Genomic DNA, 14,877 nt, shown 5'->3' with positions numbered 1-14,877 from the left:
GCCACGGGGCTCTCTCCCCTGTACTAATTATAGTCTTTCGGCGAAAAAACGTGCGGAAAGCGCAACGCCGCAGCGCTTTGTCTTATACTCCCACCATAAAAACCAGGCTGCGAGGAAGGTCATGTCATCCGTAATCACCACCCGTCAGGCGGGGATCGTCGACGTCGACGCCGGGCGCAACGTTACCGTTGTCGAGCCCTGCAATCTTTACGGCTGCCGGCTCGGCGACGATGTCTTCGTCGGCCCGTTCGTCGAGATCCAGCGCCACGTCAGCATCGGCGCACGCAGTAAAATTCAGTCGCACAGCTTTATCTGCGAATACGTCACCCTCGGCGAAGCGTGCTTTGTCGGCCACGGCGTCACCTTCGCCAACGATCTGTTCAAAGAGGGCGCGCCCAACGCCGATCCGGCCAGTTGGGGGCGCACGCGCATCGGCGATCGGGTGTCCATCGGCTCCGGCGCCACGATCCTGGCGGTAGAGATCTGCAACGACGCGGTGATCGGCGCCGGGGCGGTGGTGACCCGCGACATCACCCGCAAGGGGATCTACGCCGGCAACCCGGCGCGTCTGCTGCGGGAGCTGCCGTAATGAACCCGGCCATCCGCATCGCGGCCATTGAGGCGCTGCCCGACGATTATCTGGCCCGCGGCGATTTCAGCTTCACCATCGCCTGTTACGCTCTGCCGCAGTTCGACAGCCCGGTCGACAGCTGGCCAACCCGCCCGGTGGCGCCATTTCGCAAACGGTATCCGCTGGCGCCGTTCGCCAACGAAGACAGTACTACCTTCCTGGCGTATCGTCAGAACGACGCCGTTGGCCATATCACGCTGAGCAAAAACTGGAACGGTTACACCCTGATCGACGAGATCGCCGTCAGCGCTCATGCGCGCCGTCAGGGCATCGCCGGGGCACTGCTGGACTGCGCCAAACGGTGGGCGCGGCAGCAGGAAACCTCAGGTATGATGCTCGAAACGCAGAACAACAATCTGGCGGCCTGCCGCTGTTACCAGCATTACGGGTTTATCCTCGGCGGCATCGACCGTTTGCTGTACCGCGCCGAACCGGAGATCGCCGATCACGAAATCGCGCTGTTCTGGTATTTGCCGTTCAATAGCGAAATCGGTTACTGATTTATCGATTGCCATTGAGGTGATGTTTACTTTTTAACCCCTACCATCGGATGAGAACTGTTATCACTTACTCTGATAAGCCAGCGACACCCAGGGAGGGCCGTATGAACAAGAACAAGGCTGTTTTACTGATGTTAGCTATCGCTATGAGCGGATGCGCCGAACGCTCCACCGCCGTCTCCCCCGCGACGCCGCCGACCGACGTCACCGTTTCGCCGCCGGGCGTGCAGCCGGAGATGGACGCCAGCACCCGCAGCAAGCTGCGTGAGATCCTCGCGCTGCGCGCCGGTTGGCCCGCCGCGCAGCCGCATGGTCGCACCGTCGATTTGATTTCGCGCGAGTTTCTCGGCACGCCGTATCTCGCCAACCGTCTGATCGGTTCGCAGAACACGCCCGAGCAGTTGGTGATCGACTTCCGCGGACTGGATTGCTTCACCTACATCGATTATGTGGAAGCGCTCAGCACCGCCCGCAGCGAAGCCGAGTTCGTTCAGCGCCTGGTAGACATTCGCTACGTCGACGGCAACATCGCCTTCCCGCAGCGCAAACACTTCTTCACCGACTGGGCGCAGCGGCCGAAAAAAGTGGCCGAAGACATCACCGCCCAGCTCAGCCCGCACGCCGTCACCCTCGTGAAAAACCTCAATCAAAAGGCGGACGGCAGCAGCTACCTGCCCGGCTTGCCCAACGTGCAGCGCAGCGTCACCTACATTCCCAGCGACAACGTCGACGACAAGGTGCTGGCCCAGCTGCGCACCGGCGACTACATCGGTATTTACACCAACCTCGCCGGGCTGGACGTGACCCACACCGGCATCTTCGTGATGACCGACCATGGCCCGGTGCTGCGCAACGCCTCCTCGCGCAAGGCCAACATGCAGGTCGTCGACTCACCCTTTATGGATTACGTGATGGCTACGCCGGGCATCGTGGTGCTGCGTTCGCTCAGCCGATAATCACCGCCGCATAACGGCTATAAGCTATAGCCGTTTATGCTGAACGAGCGTTTGACTTCACCGGCGGTTCAGGCTTAGCTGTAAGGACAAAAACCAACTGATTTTATTGTTTTTTTCAGGGAGACTTCGATGACCTTACGCTGGCGTATCACCCCTCTGGCGGCGGCCTTCGCCGCCGTATTGGCGCTTCAGGGCTGCGATCAAAAAACCGACCAAAACCATATCAAAGTCGGCGTCATCAACGGCGCGGAACAGGACGTGGCGGAAGTCGCCAGGCAGGTGGCGAAAGAGAAATACGGGCTGGACGTCGAGCTGGTCGGCTTCAGCGGTTCGCTGCTGCCGAACGACGCCACCGACAAAGGCGAACTGGACGCCAACGTGTTTCAGCACCGCCCGTTCCTCGAACAGCAAAACAAAGATCACGGCTATAAGCTGGTGGCGGTCGGCAATACCTTCGTGTTCCCGATGGCCGGCTACTCCAAAAAGATAAAATCGCTGAAAGAGCTGCCGGACGGCGCGGTGATCGCCATCCCGCTCGATCCGACCAACCTGGGGCGCGCCCTGCTGCTGCTGGAAAAAACCGGGCTGATTAGCCTGAAGCCTGGCAAAGGGTTGCTGCCCACCGCGCTGGATATCAGCGCCAACCCGCATCATTACCAGATCATGGAGCTGGAAGGTGCGCAGCTGCCGCACGTGTTAGACGATCCGAAAGTCACCGTCGCCGTCATCAGCACCACCTACATCAACCAGACCGGCCTGTCGCCGACCAAAAACGGCATCTTCATCGAGGATAAGGACTCGCCGTACACCAACATCATCGTCACCCGCGAAGACAACAAGGACGCGCCAAACGTACAGAACTTCATCAAGGCCTATGAGTCGGACGAAGTCGCCAAAGCCGCCGAGAAAATCTTCAACGGCGGCGCGGTGAAAGGCTGGTAAATTCGGCCACCATCAAGGCGGATTCTGCGCACGAATCCGCAATATTTCACTTTCATTCCCCGTTTCCTTACGCCACACCTTTCTCTAAAAGCAAAACGCCCGCATGCTCATTCCTCCATAACACGGATTGTTCACAACAAAGGAGTGTATCGATGCCGATCAAATTTGCCCCCAAGGTCGGGGAAATTCTCGAGTGCAACTATGGCAACTATCCCCTATCAGTCTGCCAACCGCATGAAGCCGGCTTTTATGGTGGCCACATTCCACCAGAAATGGTGAAGAACCGTTTAGTTGTTGTGTTAAACGGCAAAATTAACGGCAACGCCTGCATTATCGTACCGCTGTCGACCACCAGAGATTCGAACAAGATCGAACGGGGATTGCACATCGAAATTACGCGTGAACTCATCGAAGATATGAGATTCTTTCATCCGCAAACGCGCTGGGCAAAGGGCGATCTGGTGCAGCAAGTCAGCCGCCAACGGCTGAACAGAGCCCGTAAAGAGAGAGGCTTTCTTACCCAGTGTCTGTCGCGCGAGCTTGTTGCTGACATACAACGCGCCGTCATTAAGTCGATCAATGCCAAAAATATGCTGTTCTGACCAGTACGCTGTTGTTGACAAAATAGACAAATCAGGTGAAATTGTCGCCGTAGCCGATAAAGGCCCTTATGCTATACCCTCCCTTTCAGGGACCTGCGAAGCCCAGCCATCCAGCTGGGCTTTTGCCTCTCTGGCGCCTACCGATTTTTAAAACGTCATCTTTTCTTCCCGCTCTTGACCCTTACGTGGCGTCAGGCTTTAGTATCCCGGCACGCACAAGGGAGGAGCTACATATGTTATTGAAAGTCGGCGAACTGGCGCGCCGTTCCGGCATTACCGTTCGCACACTGCATCACTATGACAGCATTGGTTTGCTGGTCCCTTCTGCGCGTTCCGACGCTGGTTATCGTTTATACAACCGGGCTGACATCACCCGCTTGCATCACATCCAAGCGCTGCGCCGGATGGGCGTTTCGCTGGCGAAAGTCGGGGCAATTCTCGCGCGTTCAGGGCCAGCGCTTCCGGCGGTGATTGAGCAGCAGATCGCCATGTTGGAGCAGCAGTTGGCACAGATCGCCGCATTGCGCGGCCGGCTGCAGCACATGCATGCCCAACTTTCCGCCGGGCACGAACCGGAACTGAACGACTGGCTGACTACGTTGGAGTTAATGACCATGTACGATAAATACTTTACCGCCGATGAGCTGATGCAACTACCATTCTACCAAGCTGATCCCACCCGCAATCAGGAATGGGCTGCATTGGTGAGCAGCGTGGGACAACTGATGGCGGAAGGCATCGAACCTCAGGCGCCACAGGCTCAGGCGATGGCACGCCGCTGGATGCTGATGCTGGAACGCGACACCGCCGGCAACCCGGCCTTTCTCACCCGGCTTAACGCCATGCACGCCGACGAACCGTCGATGCGCGAACAGACCGGCATTACACCGACGATGACGGACTACATCACCCGCGCCTTTGCCGAAACCAAGCTGGCTGTCTATCAAAAATACCTGTCGGTGGAAGAGTACGCCTACGTGCGTCAACACTATTTCACCCGCCTGCAGGAGTGGCCGGCTCTGATCGCTCAATTCCATCAAGCAATGAACGACGGCATACCTGCCGATTCGCCGGAGGCGGTGCGATTGGCGGCCGATTGGCTGGCGCTGTTCCAATCCTATGCCGGCACCAACCCGGCGACGCAGATGAAGATCCGTGAAGCGATGGAACGGGAACCCTCGCTGACCGAGGGCACCTGGCTGACTCCGCCGTTGCTGGCCTATCTGCGCCAGGCCGTGGCCCGGCTGATGCGCGGCTGAATAGCTCATAGGATTTTCTTATCTCACCATAAGAAAACCCGATTTATCCCGGCGGCGAGCGGCGCGCATAATGGCGTTTATCCGCTGATTTCCAAGGTAAACAGGCATTACCATGACGCTCTCCGCTCCCGTACTCAGCCTCCTCGATGCCACGCCGGACGATATGGCCGCCGTGCTGCAAATTTACACTCACCACGTGCTGTACGGTGCCGCCTCGTTTGAAGAACAGCCGCCGACCTTGGCGGAAATGCAGCTGCGGCTAGGCAAGGTGCGGGAAGCCGGGTTGCCCTGGCTGGTGGCGAAAAGCGAAGGCCGTGTTATGGGCTACTGCTATGCCACGCCATATCGCCCCCGGCCGGCCTATCGCTTTACCGTAGAAGACTCGGTGTATATCGCCGAAGGGCAACAGGGGAAAGGCGTCGGCAAGGCGCTGCTGAGCGCGCTGATCGCCCGCTGCGAGCAAGGCCCCTGGCGCCAGATGCTGGCGATCGTCGGCGATTCCGCCGCCAACCACGGCTCGCTGGCGCTACACCAGTCGCTCGGCTTTACCAGCGCCGGAACGTTAAAGGCCGTGGGGTTCAAACTGGGGGAATGGCGTGACACGCAGATTATGCAGCGCGCGCTGGGTGACGGCGACAATCGGCATCCTTGAATGCATGGCGACGCACGATAGGAAGTTAGCGTCTATAGTGAAGAGGGATTTCATTGAGTTAGCGCCAATCGCGCACGCCATCTAACCGGTAAGGGAGAAGTGAATGAAAATTATTCTGTGGATTGTCGCCATCATCTTCATCGTGGGTTTGTTGACGATTACCGGCGTTCTCAAACTGATCTTTTAATCCGTCTCATACGTCCCGCCCCTTCCGGGGCGAGACTTTTCATCATGCCTTGAAACGCGCGCGTACCGCGCCCAGCGCCGACACCACCGCCAGCACCACGCCGCCGGCCACCAGCCCGAACGCCACGTTCAGCAGTGCCGGAACCACACCCTGCAAAAGATGGCCAAACGTCGGCACCACGGTGGTGTACGAGGCCCAGTCTTCGAACAGGTGATGCACCGGCGGCAGGCCGTGGGTCAGGATGCCGCCGCCGACCATAAACATGGCGACAGTGCCGACGATCGACAGCGTTTTCATCAGATAAGGCGCGGCGCGCACGATGCCGCCGCCGAGGGAGCGCGCCACTGCGCTGCGTTTGCGGCTCAGATATAGCCCCAGATCGTCCAGCCGAACGATGCCGGCGACGATGCCGTACACGCCGAGCGTCATCACAACGGCGATGCCGCACAAGACGATCACCTGCTGGCTAAAGGTGGCGCCGGCGACGGTGCCCAAGGTAATGGCGATAATCTCGGCGGACAGCACGAAGTCGGTGCGTATTGCCCCCTTCACCTTGCGCTTCTCATAAGCCGCGGCGTCCTCATTGGCGCCGGGCCCGTCCGATTTTTCCTCCTGCGCCGCCTTGCCGTGGCTCAGGCTGTGAAACACCTTTTCGAACCCTTCGTAACACAGATAGGCGCCGCCCACCATCAGCAGCGGCGTAATCGCCCAGGGCGCGAAGGCGCTGATCAGCAGCGCCAGCGGCACCAGGATCGTCTTGTTGATCAGCGAGCCTTTGGCGACGCTCCACACCACCGGCAGCTCGCGGTCGGCTTTAACGCCGGTGACCTGCTGCGCGTTGAGCGCCAGATCGTCCCCCAGCACCCCGGCGGTTTTTTTCGCCGCCATCTTGCTCATTAACGAGACATCGTCCAGCAACGAGGCAATGTCGTCGATGAGGGTAAGTAAGCTACTTCCTGCCAAAATAATTCATCCTTTTCATATTCACGGGCCATTCTATGTTTAGCATAGCGGTAAAGCATCATGAAAGGATATGGGAGGATCTCGGAAAATGCCGGGCGGGCGATTGCCGCCCGGCGCCGACGTTAAAGCGCTACGCTGCCCAGGATGAAGGTGACGGTAATCACCGACAGCAGCGTCGTCCAGGTGATGATGGAGGCCATCGCTTCATGATCGCCCCCCATTTGCCGCGCCAGGATATAGGCGTTGCCGGCGCAAGGCACGGCGGAGTAGAGAATGGCGATGCTGGCCGGCACGCCGGTGGCGCCGAAATAGTGCACCAGCGCAATGGTAATCAGCGGCATGGCCACCAGTTTCAGCACGGTCGCATAAGAGATGGAAACCAGCTTGCGAATATGCATGCTGACGATCAACCCTGCGCCGACCGACATCAGGCTCAGCGGCGTGGCGGCGTTGGAGAGATAAACGAACAGCTGTTTAAGCGCGCCGGTGATGTGCAGGTTGCACAGGTTCATCAGCACCCCGAACAACGCGCCGATGATCAGCGGGTTTTTCGTCAGCGCCAGCAGCGCGCCGCTCAGGCTTTTCTTGCTGCCGGTGCCGTAATGGTTCATCACCAACACGCTCATGATGTTGGTCAGAATGATCATATAGGCCACGAAGAAACCGGACAGCGCCACCCCCTCGCTGCCGAACAGCGATTGCGACAGCGCGATGAATACATAAGAGTTGTATCTGACTCCGCCCTGAAAAATAGAGGTAAACAGATCGGCCGACGTATTGAAAAATAGTTTGCCAACGAAAATAATCAACGCGATGGCCAGCGTGGAAACTATGGTCGCCACAACGGGATAAAAGCTGTCCGCGCCGCTAAAATCCGCCTCGCTGATATCCAATATCAACAGCGCCGGAAAAAACAGGTAATAAACGAATTTGTCTGAGAAGCCCCAAAATACGGCAACGTCTTTAACATAGAGTTTTGACAAATAGCCCAGCACGATTAACAAAAAAATCGGCAATATAGAAAGAAAAACGTTCAGCATGAATAATAACCTTAAATCGAAAAAATACGCTCTTCAACCTGATTGAGGTTGCGGTGATTCCACAAGCTTGCCGAAATGAAGACGCGTTGCACCCAGCGCAACGGCGTATCTCTTTCATCGAAAGATGGCGTGAATTTATCGCGTGAATGCAGCGCAAAACGGTTATCGATATACACCAAATCGCCCGGGCAAATATCGATGCCGATGGCATTTTCTTTCACCAGCCCGTAGAAACGCTCGAGCGCGGCTTCCGCTCGCGGCGTGCTGGCCGCAATCATGCCGGGATAGAAAACGGCGCTCACATCCGGCAGAACATGGTTTTGCGAAATCAGCGGTACCAGAGCGGTTTCTTCGCGCCCGGCCTGCGTGGACTGGCGCCAACGGTATGGCAGCTTGATGCTGTACAGTGGGCTGGCCAGCGTTTCGACGTCCTCGCGGCTCAGTTGAGCGATAGCCAAACGCGAATCGGAGATGCGCGTCATCGGGCTGTGCGGATCGCGGCGCACGCCGGCCAACAGCAATCCCATTGGCGAAACGTTGAACTGTTCCAGGTGTTTCAGGGCCGCATTTTCAATATGGAAATCCAATTCAACATCGAACCCCAGACCGGTATATTCTTTTTTGGCTTCGCGTTTGGGGATCAGATTATTAATCAGTTCTTTCCCTTCGAAATACATCGAATAGGGTTCACCAATTAGCGAAGAGATGCCGACCAACAGGTTTTCACTGATATTCCCTGATTTGGCCGAAGGCGTATATTGGTTCGGACAAGGGGAAAAGAACACTTCTTTATCCACCGGCACATTTTTTAAAATAAGATAAGGCCGTGGTTTGATTGACGCCTTTTGCTGGCTTAATGCGGCACTTAATCTGTGGGGTAAGTGGGTGATCATGGCCGAACGTATAGCGTGAATATACGCATCACCGCCGGCGGGATCGTAAGCAATTTTATCTAATGCCGAAAATAACTCGTTTCTTTCCTGATCCGTCAATTGAAAGACGTTTTGGTAATCCATCCTGAGCATTCCTTGACAATAAGAATATCATTAGCAAGCCTAATGAAAGCGGCAGGATGTTAACATTATGCAATCAAATTCATAAAGATTTATTAACTAATTTCGTGATCTTAATCACCACTCCTCCGTCCAGTTAGCGGTGGAGAAGAAGTGATTAATAAACAAACAGCTACGCGCATACGTCTCAATCGGATGCGATAGCGAATACGCCCGAGAGATAGCGCAGGACATGACCGTGGGCCTCAAAAACGCACGATAAATGCGTACTGCCCTCAAGCAAGCCAAAGGCAACATGCGCACTGCCATGCTGTTCGACGAAACGCTGCAAGGATTGCGCGCTGAACAGCTCATCCTGCGCGGCCGCCAGCAGCAAAGTCGGTAATCGCAGCGCCGCCAGTTGCTTGGCCGGGGCGCGAGGCGTCAACGCGTTAGCCATATTGACGCTGTATTGACAGACAAAATCGGGGGCGGCGGCCAGCACGGCTGGGGGAAAATTCAGGCTGACCGCCCGAGATTGCCCGAACCATCGCCCACCGCTGAGCGCATTGGCCACAAAGGGCCATTGGCGCACCTGAGCAAAACGGGCCGCCGCCGTCAGATCGCGGGCTATGCCGGAAAATGGCCCCAGTTCGGGCGCCAGCATGATCAGGCTGTCCGCCTGCAGCTCGCAAGGATAACGGGTCAAGTAGTTGAGCAACATCCCGGCGCCGCTGGAATGGCCAAGCAGGTGCCTGCGCGCCAACGGAAAACGCAGGCGCATTTCCGCCAGGATGACATCGACATCGCGCCAAATACGCTCAGGCCGCTCAACCGTTCCCCGCTCTCCCGTGGAATCGCCATGTCCGCGAATATCGACCAGGCACACCGCGAGCGTTGGCTCGGCCGCCAACTGGCGCGCAAGGACGTCATACCCGGCGGCGCTGTTAACCCCGCCGCCGTGATAGACCAGGATCACGTCTTCACTCTCGGCAGTGTGCCGATACAGACGATAGCTCAACCCATCTATACGACCGGACGACATGTCCACATGCCCGCCCGGCCACTCACCGTAAGACTTCGCTTGCTCAACATAGCGGTCAAAATCAATCAAAGCGCACCTTTCCATGAATATTGTCGGTATTTCCTACGGCAAAGCTCCTCGCCAAAATGGTTATAACAATATGAAATAACAGCAGTAATTACCATTCTTTTGCACATTCTCCCTTAGCGTCAGGGCAGATCGCCCGCCGGCACATTGAGCTGCCAGGAAAGGCCGAAACGATCGTTGAGCCAGCCGAAACGGGCGCTGAAGCCGTAGTCATCGAGCGGCATCAGCACCTTGCCGCCCTCCGCCAGCCGGTGGAACGCCCGCTCCAACGCTTCTTCGTTAGGCAGGTTGATGAACAGCGACACCGCCGGGGTAAAGCTAAAGTCATGGCTGATCGGGCTGTCGATAAACACCAGGTTCTGCCGATCGAAATCGATGGCAGCATGCTTGATCAATCGCCGGCCGTCCGGCGTCGGGTCGTAATGCTGTACCTGCATGAGCCGAAAACGCTCGAACACCTGGCTGTAGAGATCGATCGCCCGCTGCGCCTCTCCCTGGAACATGACAAAGGTCGAAACCTGACTCATAACATCCCCTCCGGCAAACGTTGTGGTATTAATGGAGGATAGCGGATTACCGTTGAAGCGGCGGAAAGGAGCAACCATGAGCATCATTCATCGCCTGGCGCAGCCGGACGATCTCAACGGCCTGTTAGCCTTGTATCGCGAGCTGCGCCCGCAGGACGCGCCGCTGCGCGCCGACGATGCGCGCCGAACCCTGCAACGTCTGCTGGACGATCCGGCGATCCGTCTGGTGGTGGCAGCGGACGAGGAACAACCGATCGCCACCTGCATGCTGGCGCTGATCCCGGGGCTGGCACACCAGGCGCAGCCGTTCGGTGTTATTGAGCATGTGGTGACGGCGGAGCCCTATCGCGGCCACGGCGTGGCGCTCGCGATGATCGAATACGCGCTGCAGCTGGCCTGGCGCAAGGGCTGTTACAAGGTGATGCTGCTGTCGGGGCAGCAACGCACCGGCGCGCACCAGCTTTATCTCAAAGCAGGTTTCGACGGCGATCGCGAGCGGGGATTTGTCATCAGGCGGCCCGAGGGCCGATAGCGGCCTGCTGCAAATGAGCAGGCCGCCAGGCGGGTCATTCGGTGGCGTTTTTCGCCAGGCTGGCGTCTTTTTGGCGACGATAGTCGCGGGCGGCGGCCGGGATCGGCGTCACCTTGCCGGTTTCGATCCAGCTGCGCAGACGGTTGGCGTCGGCGAAGTGGGTATATTTGCCGAAGGCGTCCAGCACCACCAGCGACACCGAGCGGTTACCGATCATGGTGCGCATCGCCAGGCAGTGCCCCGCCTGGTTGGTGAAGCCGGTCTTGGTCAGCTGAATGTTCCATTTCGGGTTGTACACCAGGTGGTTGGTGTTGCGGAACGGCAGCGTGTAGTTGGGATCCTTGAAGCTGGCCATGCGTTCGGTGGTGGTACTGAGCTGGCCGATCAACGGGTATTGTTTGGTGGCGATCAGCAGCTTGGTCAGATCGCGCGCCGTCGACACGTTATGAATAGAGAGCCCGGTCGGTTCCACATAATGGGTATTGGTCATGCCGAGCGCCCTGGCCTTGGCGTTCATCGCTTTGATGAAGGCGTTGTAGCCCCCCGGATAGTGGTGCGCCAGGCTGGCGGCCGCGCGGTTTTCCGACGACATCAGCGCGAGCAGCAGCATGTCCTTGCGGCTGATTTCGCTGTTCAGCCGTACCCGCGAATACACCCCTTTCATCTCCGGCGTCTGGTGGATGTCCACTGACAGCATCTCGTCGAGCGGCAGGTGCGCGTCCAGCGTGACCATGGCGGTCATCAGCTTGGTGATCGAGGCGATCGGCACCACTTCATCCGGGTTGCGCGCGTACATCACCTTATGGGTTTGCATATCGACAACCATCGCGCTGCCGGAGGCCAGCTCCGGCTGGGTGGCGTGTACGGCGGCGGCGTTGTCGCTGGCCAGCGCGCGCGGCGCAAAGCCTGCGCCCGCCTGCAAAGCGAGCAGGGTCAGAACCAAAACACGTATTTTCACAGGCATTACTCTGAAATGGGGGCTTGAACTCAGCGAATTATATGTGAGGGTTCAGCGCTTGGCACTGGGATTGTATGGCGGATTTGTGACAAATTCTGTCGGCCGAAAAACGACGCAGCCCGCGGGCGCTCTGGGATGAACGCCCGCGTAGAAAAAGTTACAGCGCCGGCTGCCAGGCCGACTGAGGCAGCAGGTACAGCCCCGGCGTTTGCCGCGCCCCGGCGCCGACGATATGGCCGATGCCGGCCGCCATCACCGCCAGCGTCACGTCGAAGGCGTTGAGGCTGTCGCCATAGCCGGCGGTCAGGTTGAACATCGAGCCATTGGCCAGCAAATAGACCGTCTTTTCATTCAGTTGGTAAGCGTTCACATAAGGCATCGGCTCGTGGTGCGGCAAGCCCTTGAGGAAGCCGACGTCGATCTCTTCCGCCACGTGGCCGACGTTGAGGATAAACACGCCGTCCTGCGCCTGTTGCAGATGCTGCGCCGAGAGCACGTTTTTCGCGCCGGTCGCGGTGGCGATCACGTCCGCCTGCGCGACCGCGCTCGCCAGATCCACCACCTGCCAGCCGTCATAACGCGCCTGCAGCGCGCGCGCCGGATCGATTTCCGCCACCATCACCTGGCCACCGTAGGCCCTGGCCGCCGCTGCCGTCCCCTGCCCGACCAGGCCGTAACCGATCACCAGCACGCGCTTCTCGTGCAGCGTCAAATGGGTGGTCTGGAAGAAGGTATGCCAGGCGGTCAGCCCAACCATATGCCGATTGTGCAGCCCTTCTTTCACCGGCAGATCGTCCCAGTTGAAGATCGGATAGCGCGGCGCCACGCCGTTCAACCGGCTGATGCCCGAGCCGGTGGCCTCCAGCCCGGCGACGATCTGCGGGCCACCCGGCGACTGGTGCAGACGGGTGGTCAGATCCGCCCCCATTTCGCACAGGTGGGTCGGCCGCCAGGCCAGCGCGCGGTCGAAAGATTCCGACCATTCGCCGGCGCTCATGTCACGCCAGGCATAGGCCTGCGCGCCCCGCCGTTCCAGCCAGGCCACCACATCGTCCTGCACCGTGGTGGGATTGCAGGTGGTCAGGAAGATCGCCGCGCCCTTGTCCAGCAGGCCGGCCACCAGCGGCGCCATTTTCAAATCCAGGTGCATGTTGCACGCCAGCCGCACCCCGTGCAGGTCCGGCAACGCCGCCATCGCCGCCCGGGTGCGCGGCATATGACGCGTCGCCCAGCTCAATTCGCTCTCAAAGTCCTGATACATCCGTTGCTCCTCTGATGTGCCCCGCCGCCAGGCGTGGCAAAAAATTATCCCGCGCGGCCGAGCCGGCGGATCGCCTGCGGCGACAGGCCAAAGACGCGGATAAACGCCCGTCTCATGCGTTCTGGATCGCTGAACCCCACCGAACGGGCGATCGCCTCCAGCGGTTCGGCGCTCTCTTCGACGCGTACCCTGGCCGCCTCTACCCGCAGCTGCTCGATCACTTTGGCCGGCGTCTGCCCGGTTTCGGCGCGGAACAGCCGGCCGAACTGACGCTCGCTCAGGCAGGCGGCGTCAGCCAGATCCGCTACCGACAGCGGCAGGTGCAAATGTTCGCGCGCGAACGACAGCGCTGCACGCATGCGATCCGACGACGGATTCAGCGCCAGCAGCAGCGAGTACTGCGACTGCCCGCCGGGGCGCCGGTGGTAGACCACCAGCTGCCGCGCCACGGCCGCCGCCAGGGTGGCGCCCAGATCGTCTTCGATCAGCGCCAACGCCAGATCGATGCCGGCACTGATGCCGGCCGAGGTCCAGATATCGCCATCGCGAATGAAAATGCGGTTGCTGTCGACACGGATACGCGGATAACTCTGCTGCAATCGCGCCGCGTGATACCAGTGGGTGGTGGCGCGCTTGCCGTCCAGCAAGCCGCAGGCCGCCAGAATAAACGCGCCGGTGCACACGCTGGCGATGCGGCGCGCACGCCGGCTGTGGGTTGTCAGGAACCCCGTCAGCGCCGGTGACTGCGCCGCCATCACGTTGCCGCTGCCGCCAGCCACCACCAGCGTATCGAAACGCTCGTCGCCGCATGGCTGCGTGGCGATCTCCACCCCGGCCGAGCTGGCGACCATGCCACCCTGCGGCGAAATCGCCACGCAGCGGTAGGCCGGCGGATCGGCGAACTGGTTGACATTATCGAACGCCGCCAGCGGGCCGGCAAAGTCCAGCAGGTTGAAACCGGGAAAGACCACAAAACCGATCGTTTTCATGATGGCGCTTTTTGAGGGTTATCTGTCATATCAGCCAAAAACAGGGCGGCTATTATGGCCCAGGTCCAACGATAAAAATGAGGCGAATGTCATGTCTGAACCACTCGTGATTGTATTTCCCATCTATCAAGGCGTCACCCAACTCGACTTCACCGGCCCGCTGCAGTTTCTGCGCCGCATGCCGGGCGCGGAAATCATCGTCGCTTCGGTAGACGGCGCGGATGTCGAATCGGAAGGCTTGCACTTCACTCAGCTGCGCCCGCTGCCGGAGATCGCGCGCTGCGACGTGCTGTGCGTGCCGGGCGGCAGCGGCTGCACCCAGGCATTACAGGATGAAGCATTCATGCGGCAAATCCGTCGGCTGGGCGCCGATGCTCGCTACCTGACCTCGGTGTGTACCGGTTCGCTGATCCTAGCCGCCGCCGGGCTATTGCTGGGTAAACGCGCCGCCTGCCACTGGTCTATGCGCGATAGCCTGAAGCTGTTCGGCGCCATACCCAGCGCTGCTCGCGTAGAACGCGACGGCAACGTAATCAGCGGCGGCGGCGTCACCGCCGGCATCGATTTCGCGCTGGCGCTGATCGCCGAACTGCACGGCGAAGACACCGCTCAGACGATCCAACTTTATCTGGAATACGCCCCGGCCCCGCCGTTCGAGGGCGGCACGCCGGAACTGGCCCCGCCGCACATTTACGCCAAGGTACAGGCACAAATGGCGGAAAGCCTGGCGCGGCGCAGAGCGTTGGTGGCCCAAATCGCCCAAGGCTAGCGATCG

Annotated in this window: 18 protein-coding genes; 10 read left to right on the top strand and 8 right to left on the bottom strand. The window is 59.3% G+C overall.

Annotation, left to right across the window (positions count from 1 at the left end; genetic code table 11):
* Positions 1-121 precede the first annotated feature (121 nt).
* The 8 genes from ACJ8J4_RS11535 (at position 122) to ACJ8J4_RS11500 (ending at position 5,729) form a co-directional block, all read left to right on the top strand.
* Complete coding sequence (locus ACJ8J4_RS11535) at positions 122-589, top strand: acyltransferase (protein WP_025301966.1); 468 nt, start codon at positions 122-124, stop codon at positions 587-589.
* A complete protein-coding gene (locus tag ACJ8J4_RS11530; RefSeq protein WP_148123218.1) occupies positions 589-1,131 on the top strand; it encodes a GNAT family N-acetyltransferase in 543 nt (180 codons plus the stop codon). The genes ACJ8J4_RS11535 and ACJ8J4_RS11530 overlap by 1 nt, the downstream gene beginning before the upstream one ends.
* A 104-nt stretch (positions 1,132-1,235) precedes the next feature.
* On the top strand, positions 1,236-2,087 hold the full coding sequence (locus ACJ8J4_RS11525) for a DUF1460 domain-containing protein (protein WP_043136781.1): 852 nt from the start codon (positions 1,236-1,238) through the stop codon (positions 2,085-2,087).
* 129 nt (positions 2,088-2,216) lie between these two features.
* Positions 2,217-3,029, top strand: coding sequence for a MetQ/NlpA family lipoprotein (locus ACJ8J4_RS11520; protein WP_025301963.1), 813 nt, complete (start codon positions 2,217-2,219; stop codon positions 3,027-3,029).
* A 152-nt stretch (positions 3,030-3,181) separates the two neighbouring features.
* On the top strand, positions 3,182-3,631 hold the full coding sequence (locus tag ACJ8J4_RS11515; protein ID WP_164068149.1) for a type II toxin-antitoxin system PemK/MazF family toxin: 450 nt from the start codon (positions 3,182-3,184) through the stop codon (positions 3,629-3,631).
* Positions 3,632-3,864: 233 nt separating this feature from the next.
* Positions 3,865-4,890, top strand: coding sequence for a MerR family transcriptional regulator (locus ACJ8J4_RS11510; protein ID WP_264383874.1), 1,026 nt, complete (start codon positions 3,865-3,867; stop codon positions 4,888-4,890).
* A 112-nt stretch (positions 4,891-5,002) separates the two neighbouring features.
* On the top strand, positions 5,003-5,542 hold the full coding sequence (locus tag ACJ8J4_RS11505) for a GNAT family N-acetyltransferase (protein ID WP_025301961.1): 540 nt from the start codon (positions 5,003-5,005) through the stop codon (positions 5,540-5,542).
* Between the two features lie 103 nt (positions 5,543-5,645).
* Positions 5,646-5,729, top strand: coding sequence for a membrane protein (locus tag ACJ8J4_RS11500; RefSeq protein ID WP_016928643.1), 84 nt, complete (start codon positions 5,646-5,648; stop codon positions 5,727-5,729).
* A 42-nt stretch (positions 5,730-5,771) separates the two neighbouring features.
* Here ACJ8J4_RS11500 and ACJ8J4_RS11495 read toward each other — a convergent pair whose 3' ends face one another.
* From ACJ8J4_RS11495 to ACJ8J4_RS11475, 5 genes are all read right to left on the bottom strand, one after another.
* Positions 5,772-6,692, bottom strand: a complete 921-nt coding sequence (locus tag ACJ8J4_RS11495; RefSeq protein ID WP_049295206.1) for a DUF808 domain-containing protein — start codon at positions 6,690-6,692, stop codon at positions 5,772-5,774.
* A 122-nt stretch (positions 6,693-6,814) separates the two neighbouring features.
* Positions 6,815-7,732 carry an AEC family transporter gene (locus ACJ8J4_RS11490; RefSeq protein ID WP_025301959.1) on the bottom strand — a complete coding sequence of 306 codons (918 nt, stop codon included), beginning with the start codon at positions 7,730-7,732 and terminating at the stop codon, positions 6,815-6,817.
* Between the two features lie 11 nt (positions 7,733-7,743).
* Positions 7,744-8,748, bottom strand: a complete 1,005-nt coding sequence (locus ACJ8J4_RS11485; protein ID WP_025301958.1) for a TauD/TfdA family dioxygenase — start codon at positions 8,746-8,748, stop codon at positions 7,744-7,746.
* A 184-nt stretch (positions 8,749-8,932) separates the two neighbouring features.
* The gene (locus ACJ8J4_RS11480; protein WP_049203834.1) at positions 8,933-9,838 is read right to left on the bottom strand and encodes an alpha/beta fold hydrolase; all 906 of its coding nucleotides are present in this window, start codon (positions 9,836-9,838) and stop codon (positions 8,933-8,935) included.
* A 119-nt stretch (positions 9,839-9,957) separates the two neighbouring features.
* Positions 9,958-10,362, bottom strand: a complete 405-nt coding sequence (locus ACJ8J4_RS11475; RefSeq protein WP_049203833.1) for a VOC family protein — start codon at positions 10,360-10,362, stop codon at positions 9,958-9,960.
* Positions 10,363-10,438: 76 nt separating this feature from the next.
* Between ACJ8J4_RS11475 and ACJ8J4_RS11470 the strand changes: the two genes are divergently transcribed.
* Complete coding sequence (locus ACJ8J4_RS11470; RefSeq protein WP_016928647.1) at positions 10,439-10,894, top strand: GNAT family N-acetyltransferase; 456 nt, start codon at positions 10,439-10,441, stop codon at positions 10,892-10,894.
* Positions 10,895-10,928: 34 nt separating this feature from the next.
* On the opposite strand, the gene pbpG is transcribed toward ACJ8J4_RS11470, so the two are convergent.
* The 3 genes from pbpG to ACJ8J4_RS11455 form a co-directional block, all read right to left on the bottom strand.
* Positions 10,929-11,858 (bottom strand): D-alanyl-D-alanine endopeptidase, encoded by a 930-nt coding sequence (pbpG, locus tag ACJ8J4_RS11465; RefSeq protein ID WP_025301951.1) that lies wholly within the window; start codon positions 11,856-11,858, stop codon positions 10,929-10,931.
* A gap of 151 nt (positions 11,859-12,009) precedes the next feature.
* Complete coding sequence (locus tag ACJ8J4_RS11460; RefSeq protein ID WP_197836982.1) at positions 12,010-13,113, bottom strand: adenosylhomocysteinase; 1,104 nt, start codon at positions 13,111-13,113, stop codon at positions 12,010-12,012.
* 44 nt (positions 13,114-13,157) lie between these two features.
* Entirely contained in the window at positions 13,158-14,102 is a 945-nt protein-coding gene (locus ACJ8J4_RS11455; RefSeq protein WP_262237022.1) for a GlxA family transcriptional regulator, read from the bottom strand.
* Between the two features lie 91 nt (positions 14,103-14,193).
* On the opposite strand from ACJ8J4_RS11455, the gene ACJ8J4_RS11450 reads away from it, so the two are divergent.
* Positions 14,194-14,871, top strand: coding sequence for a DJ-1/PfpI family protein (locus tag ACJ8J4_RS11450; RefSeq protein ID WP_049295204.1), 678 nt, complete (start codon positions 14,194-14,196; stop codon positions 14,869-14,871).
* The last annotated feature ends 6 nt before the right edge of the window (positions 14,872-14,877 follow it).

Origin of the sequence: Serratia sp. CY47280, from assembly GCF_052168655.1 — a bacterium.
Classification (GTDB): domain Bacteria; phylum Pseudomonadota; class Gammaproteobacteria; order Enterobacterales; family Enterobacteriaceae; genus Serratia; species Serratia bockelmannii.
The sequence above is the reverse complement of the archived record's forward strand: the minus strand, read 5'-3'. Positions and strand labels throughout refer to the sequence as shown.

What these genes read in the sequence shown, in the direction of transcription:
- ACJ8J4_RS11450 (WP_049295204.1), top strand. Translation starts at nt 14,194, where the DNA reads ATGTCTGAACCACTCGTGATTGTATTTCCCATCTATCAAGGCGTCACC.
- ACJ8J4_RS11510 (WP_264383874.1), top strand. Translation starts at nt 3,865, where the DNA reads ATGTTATTGAAAGTCGGCGAACTGGCGCGCCGTTCCGGCATTACCGTT.
- ACJ8J4_RS11525 (WP_043136781.1), top strand. Translation starts at nt 1,236, where the DNA reads ATGAACAAGAACAAGGCTGTTTTACTGATGTTAGCTATCGCTATGAGC.
- ACJ8J4_RS11490 (WP_025301959.1), bottom strand. Translation starts at nt 7,732, where the DNA reads ATGCTGAACGTTTTTCTTTCTATATTGCCGATTTTTTTGTTAATCGTG.
- ACJ8J4_RS11485 (WP_025301958.1), bottom strand. Translation starts at nt 8,748, where the DNA reads ATGGATTACCAAAACGTCTTTCAATTGACGGATCAGGAAAGAAACGAG.
- ACJ8J4_RS11500 (WP_016928643.1), top strand. Translation starts at nt 5,646, where the DNA reads ATGAAAATTATTCTGTGGATTGTCGCCATCATCTTCATCGTGGGTTTG.
- ACJ8J4_RS11475 (WP_049203833.1), bottom strand. Translation starts at nt 10,362, where the DNA reads ATGAGTCAGGTTTCGACCTTTGTCATGTTCCAGGGAGAGGCGCAGCGG.
- ACJ8J4_RS11535 (WP_025301966.1), top strand. Translation starts at nt 122, where the DNA reads ATGTCATCCGTAATCACCACCCGTCAGGCGGGGATCGTCGACGTCGAC.
- ACJ8J4_RS11470 (WP_016928647.1), top strand. Translation starts at nt 10,439, where the DNA reads ATGAGCATCATTCATCGCCTGGCGCAGCCGGACGATCTCAACGGCCTG.
- ACJ8J4_RS11520 (WP_025301963.1), top strand. Translation starts at nt 2,217, where the DNA reads ATGACCTTACGCTGGCGTATCACCCCTCTGGCGGCGGCCTTCGCCGCC.
- pbpG (WP_025301951.1), bottom strand. Translation starts at nt 11,858, where the DNA reads ATGCCTGTGAAAATACGTGTTTTGGTTCTGACCCTGCTCGCTTTGCAG.
- ACJ8J4_RS11515 (WP_164068149.1), top strand. Translation starts at nt 3,182, where the DNA reads ATGCCGATCAAATTTGCCCCCAAGGTCGGGGAAATTCTCGAGTGCAAC.
- ACJ8J4_RS11530 (WP_148123218.1), top strand. Translation starts at nt 589, where the DNA reads ATGAACCCGGCCATCCGCATCGCGGCCATTGAGGCGCTGCCCGACGAT.
- ACJ8J4_RS11505 (WP_025301961.1), top strand. Translation starts at nt 5,003, where the DNA reads ATGACGCTCTCCGCTCCCGTACTCAGCCTCCTCGATGCCACGCCGGAC.
- ACJ8J4_RS11460 (WP_197836982.1), bottom strand. Translation starts at nt 13,113, where the DNA reads ATGTATCAGGACTTTGAGAGCGAATTGAGCTGGGCGACGCGTCATATG.
- ACJ8J4_RS11455 (WP_262237022.1), bottom strand. Translation starts at nt 14,102, where the DNA reads ATGAAAACGATCGGTTTTGTGGTCTTTCCCGGTTTCAACCTGCTGGAC.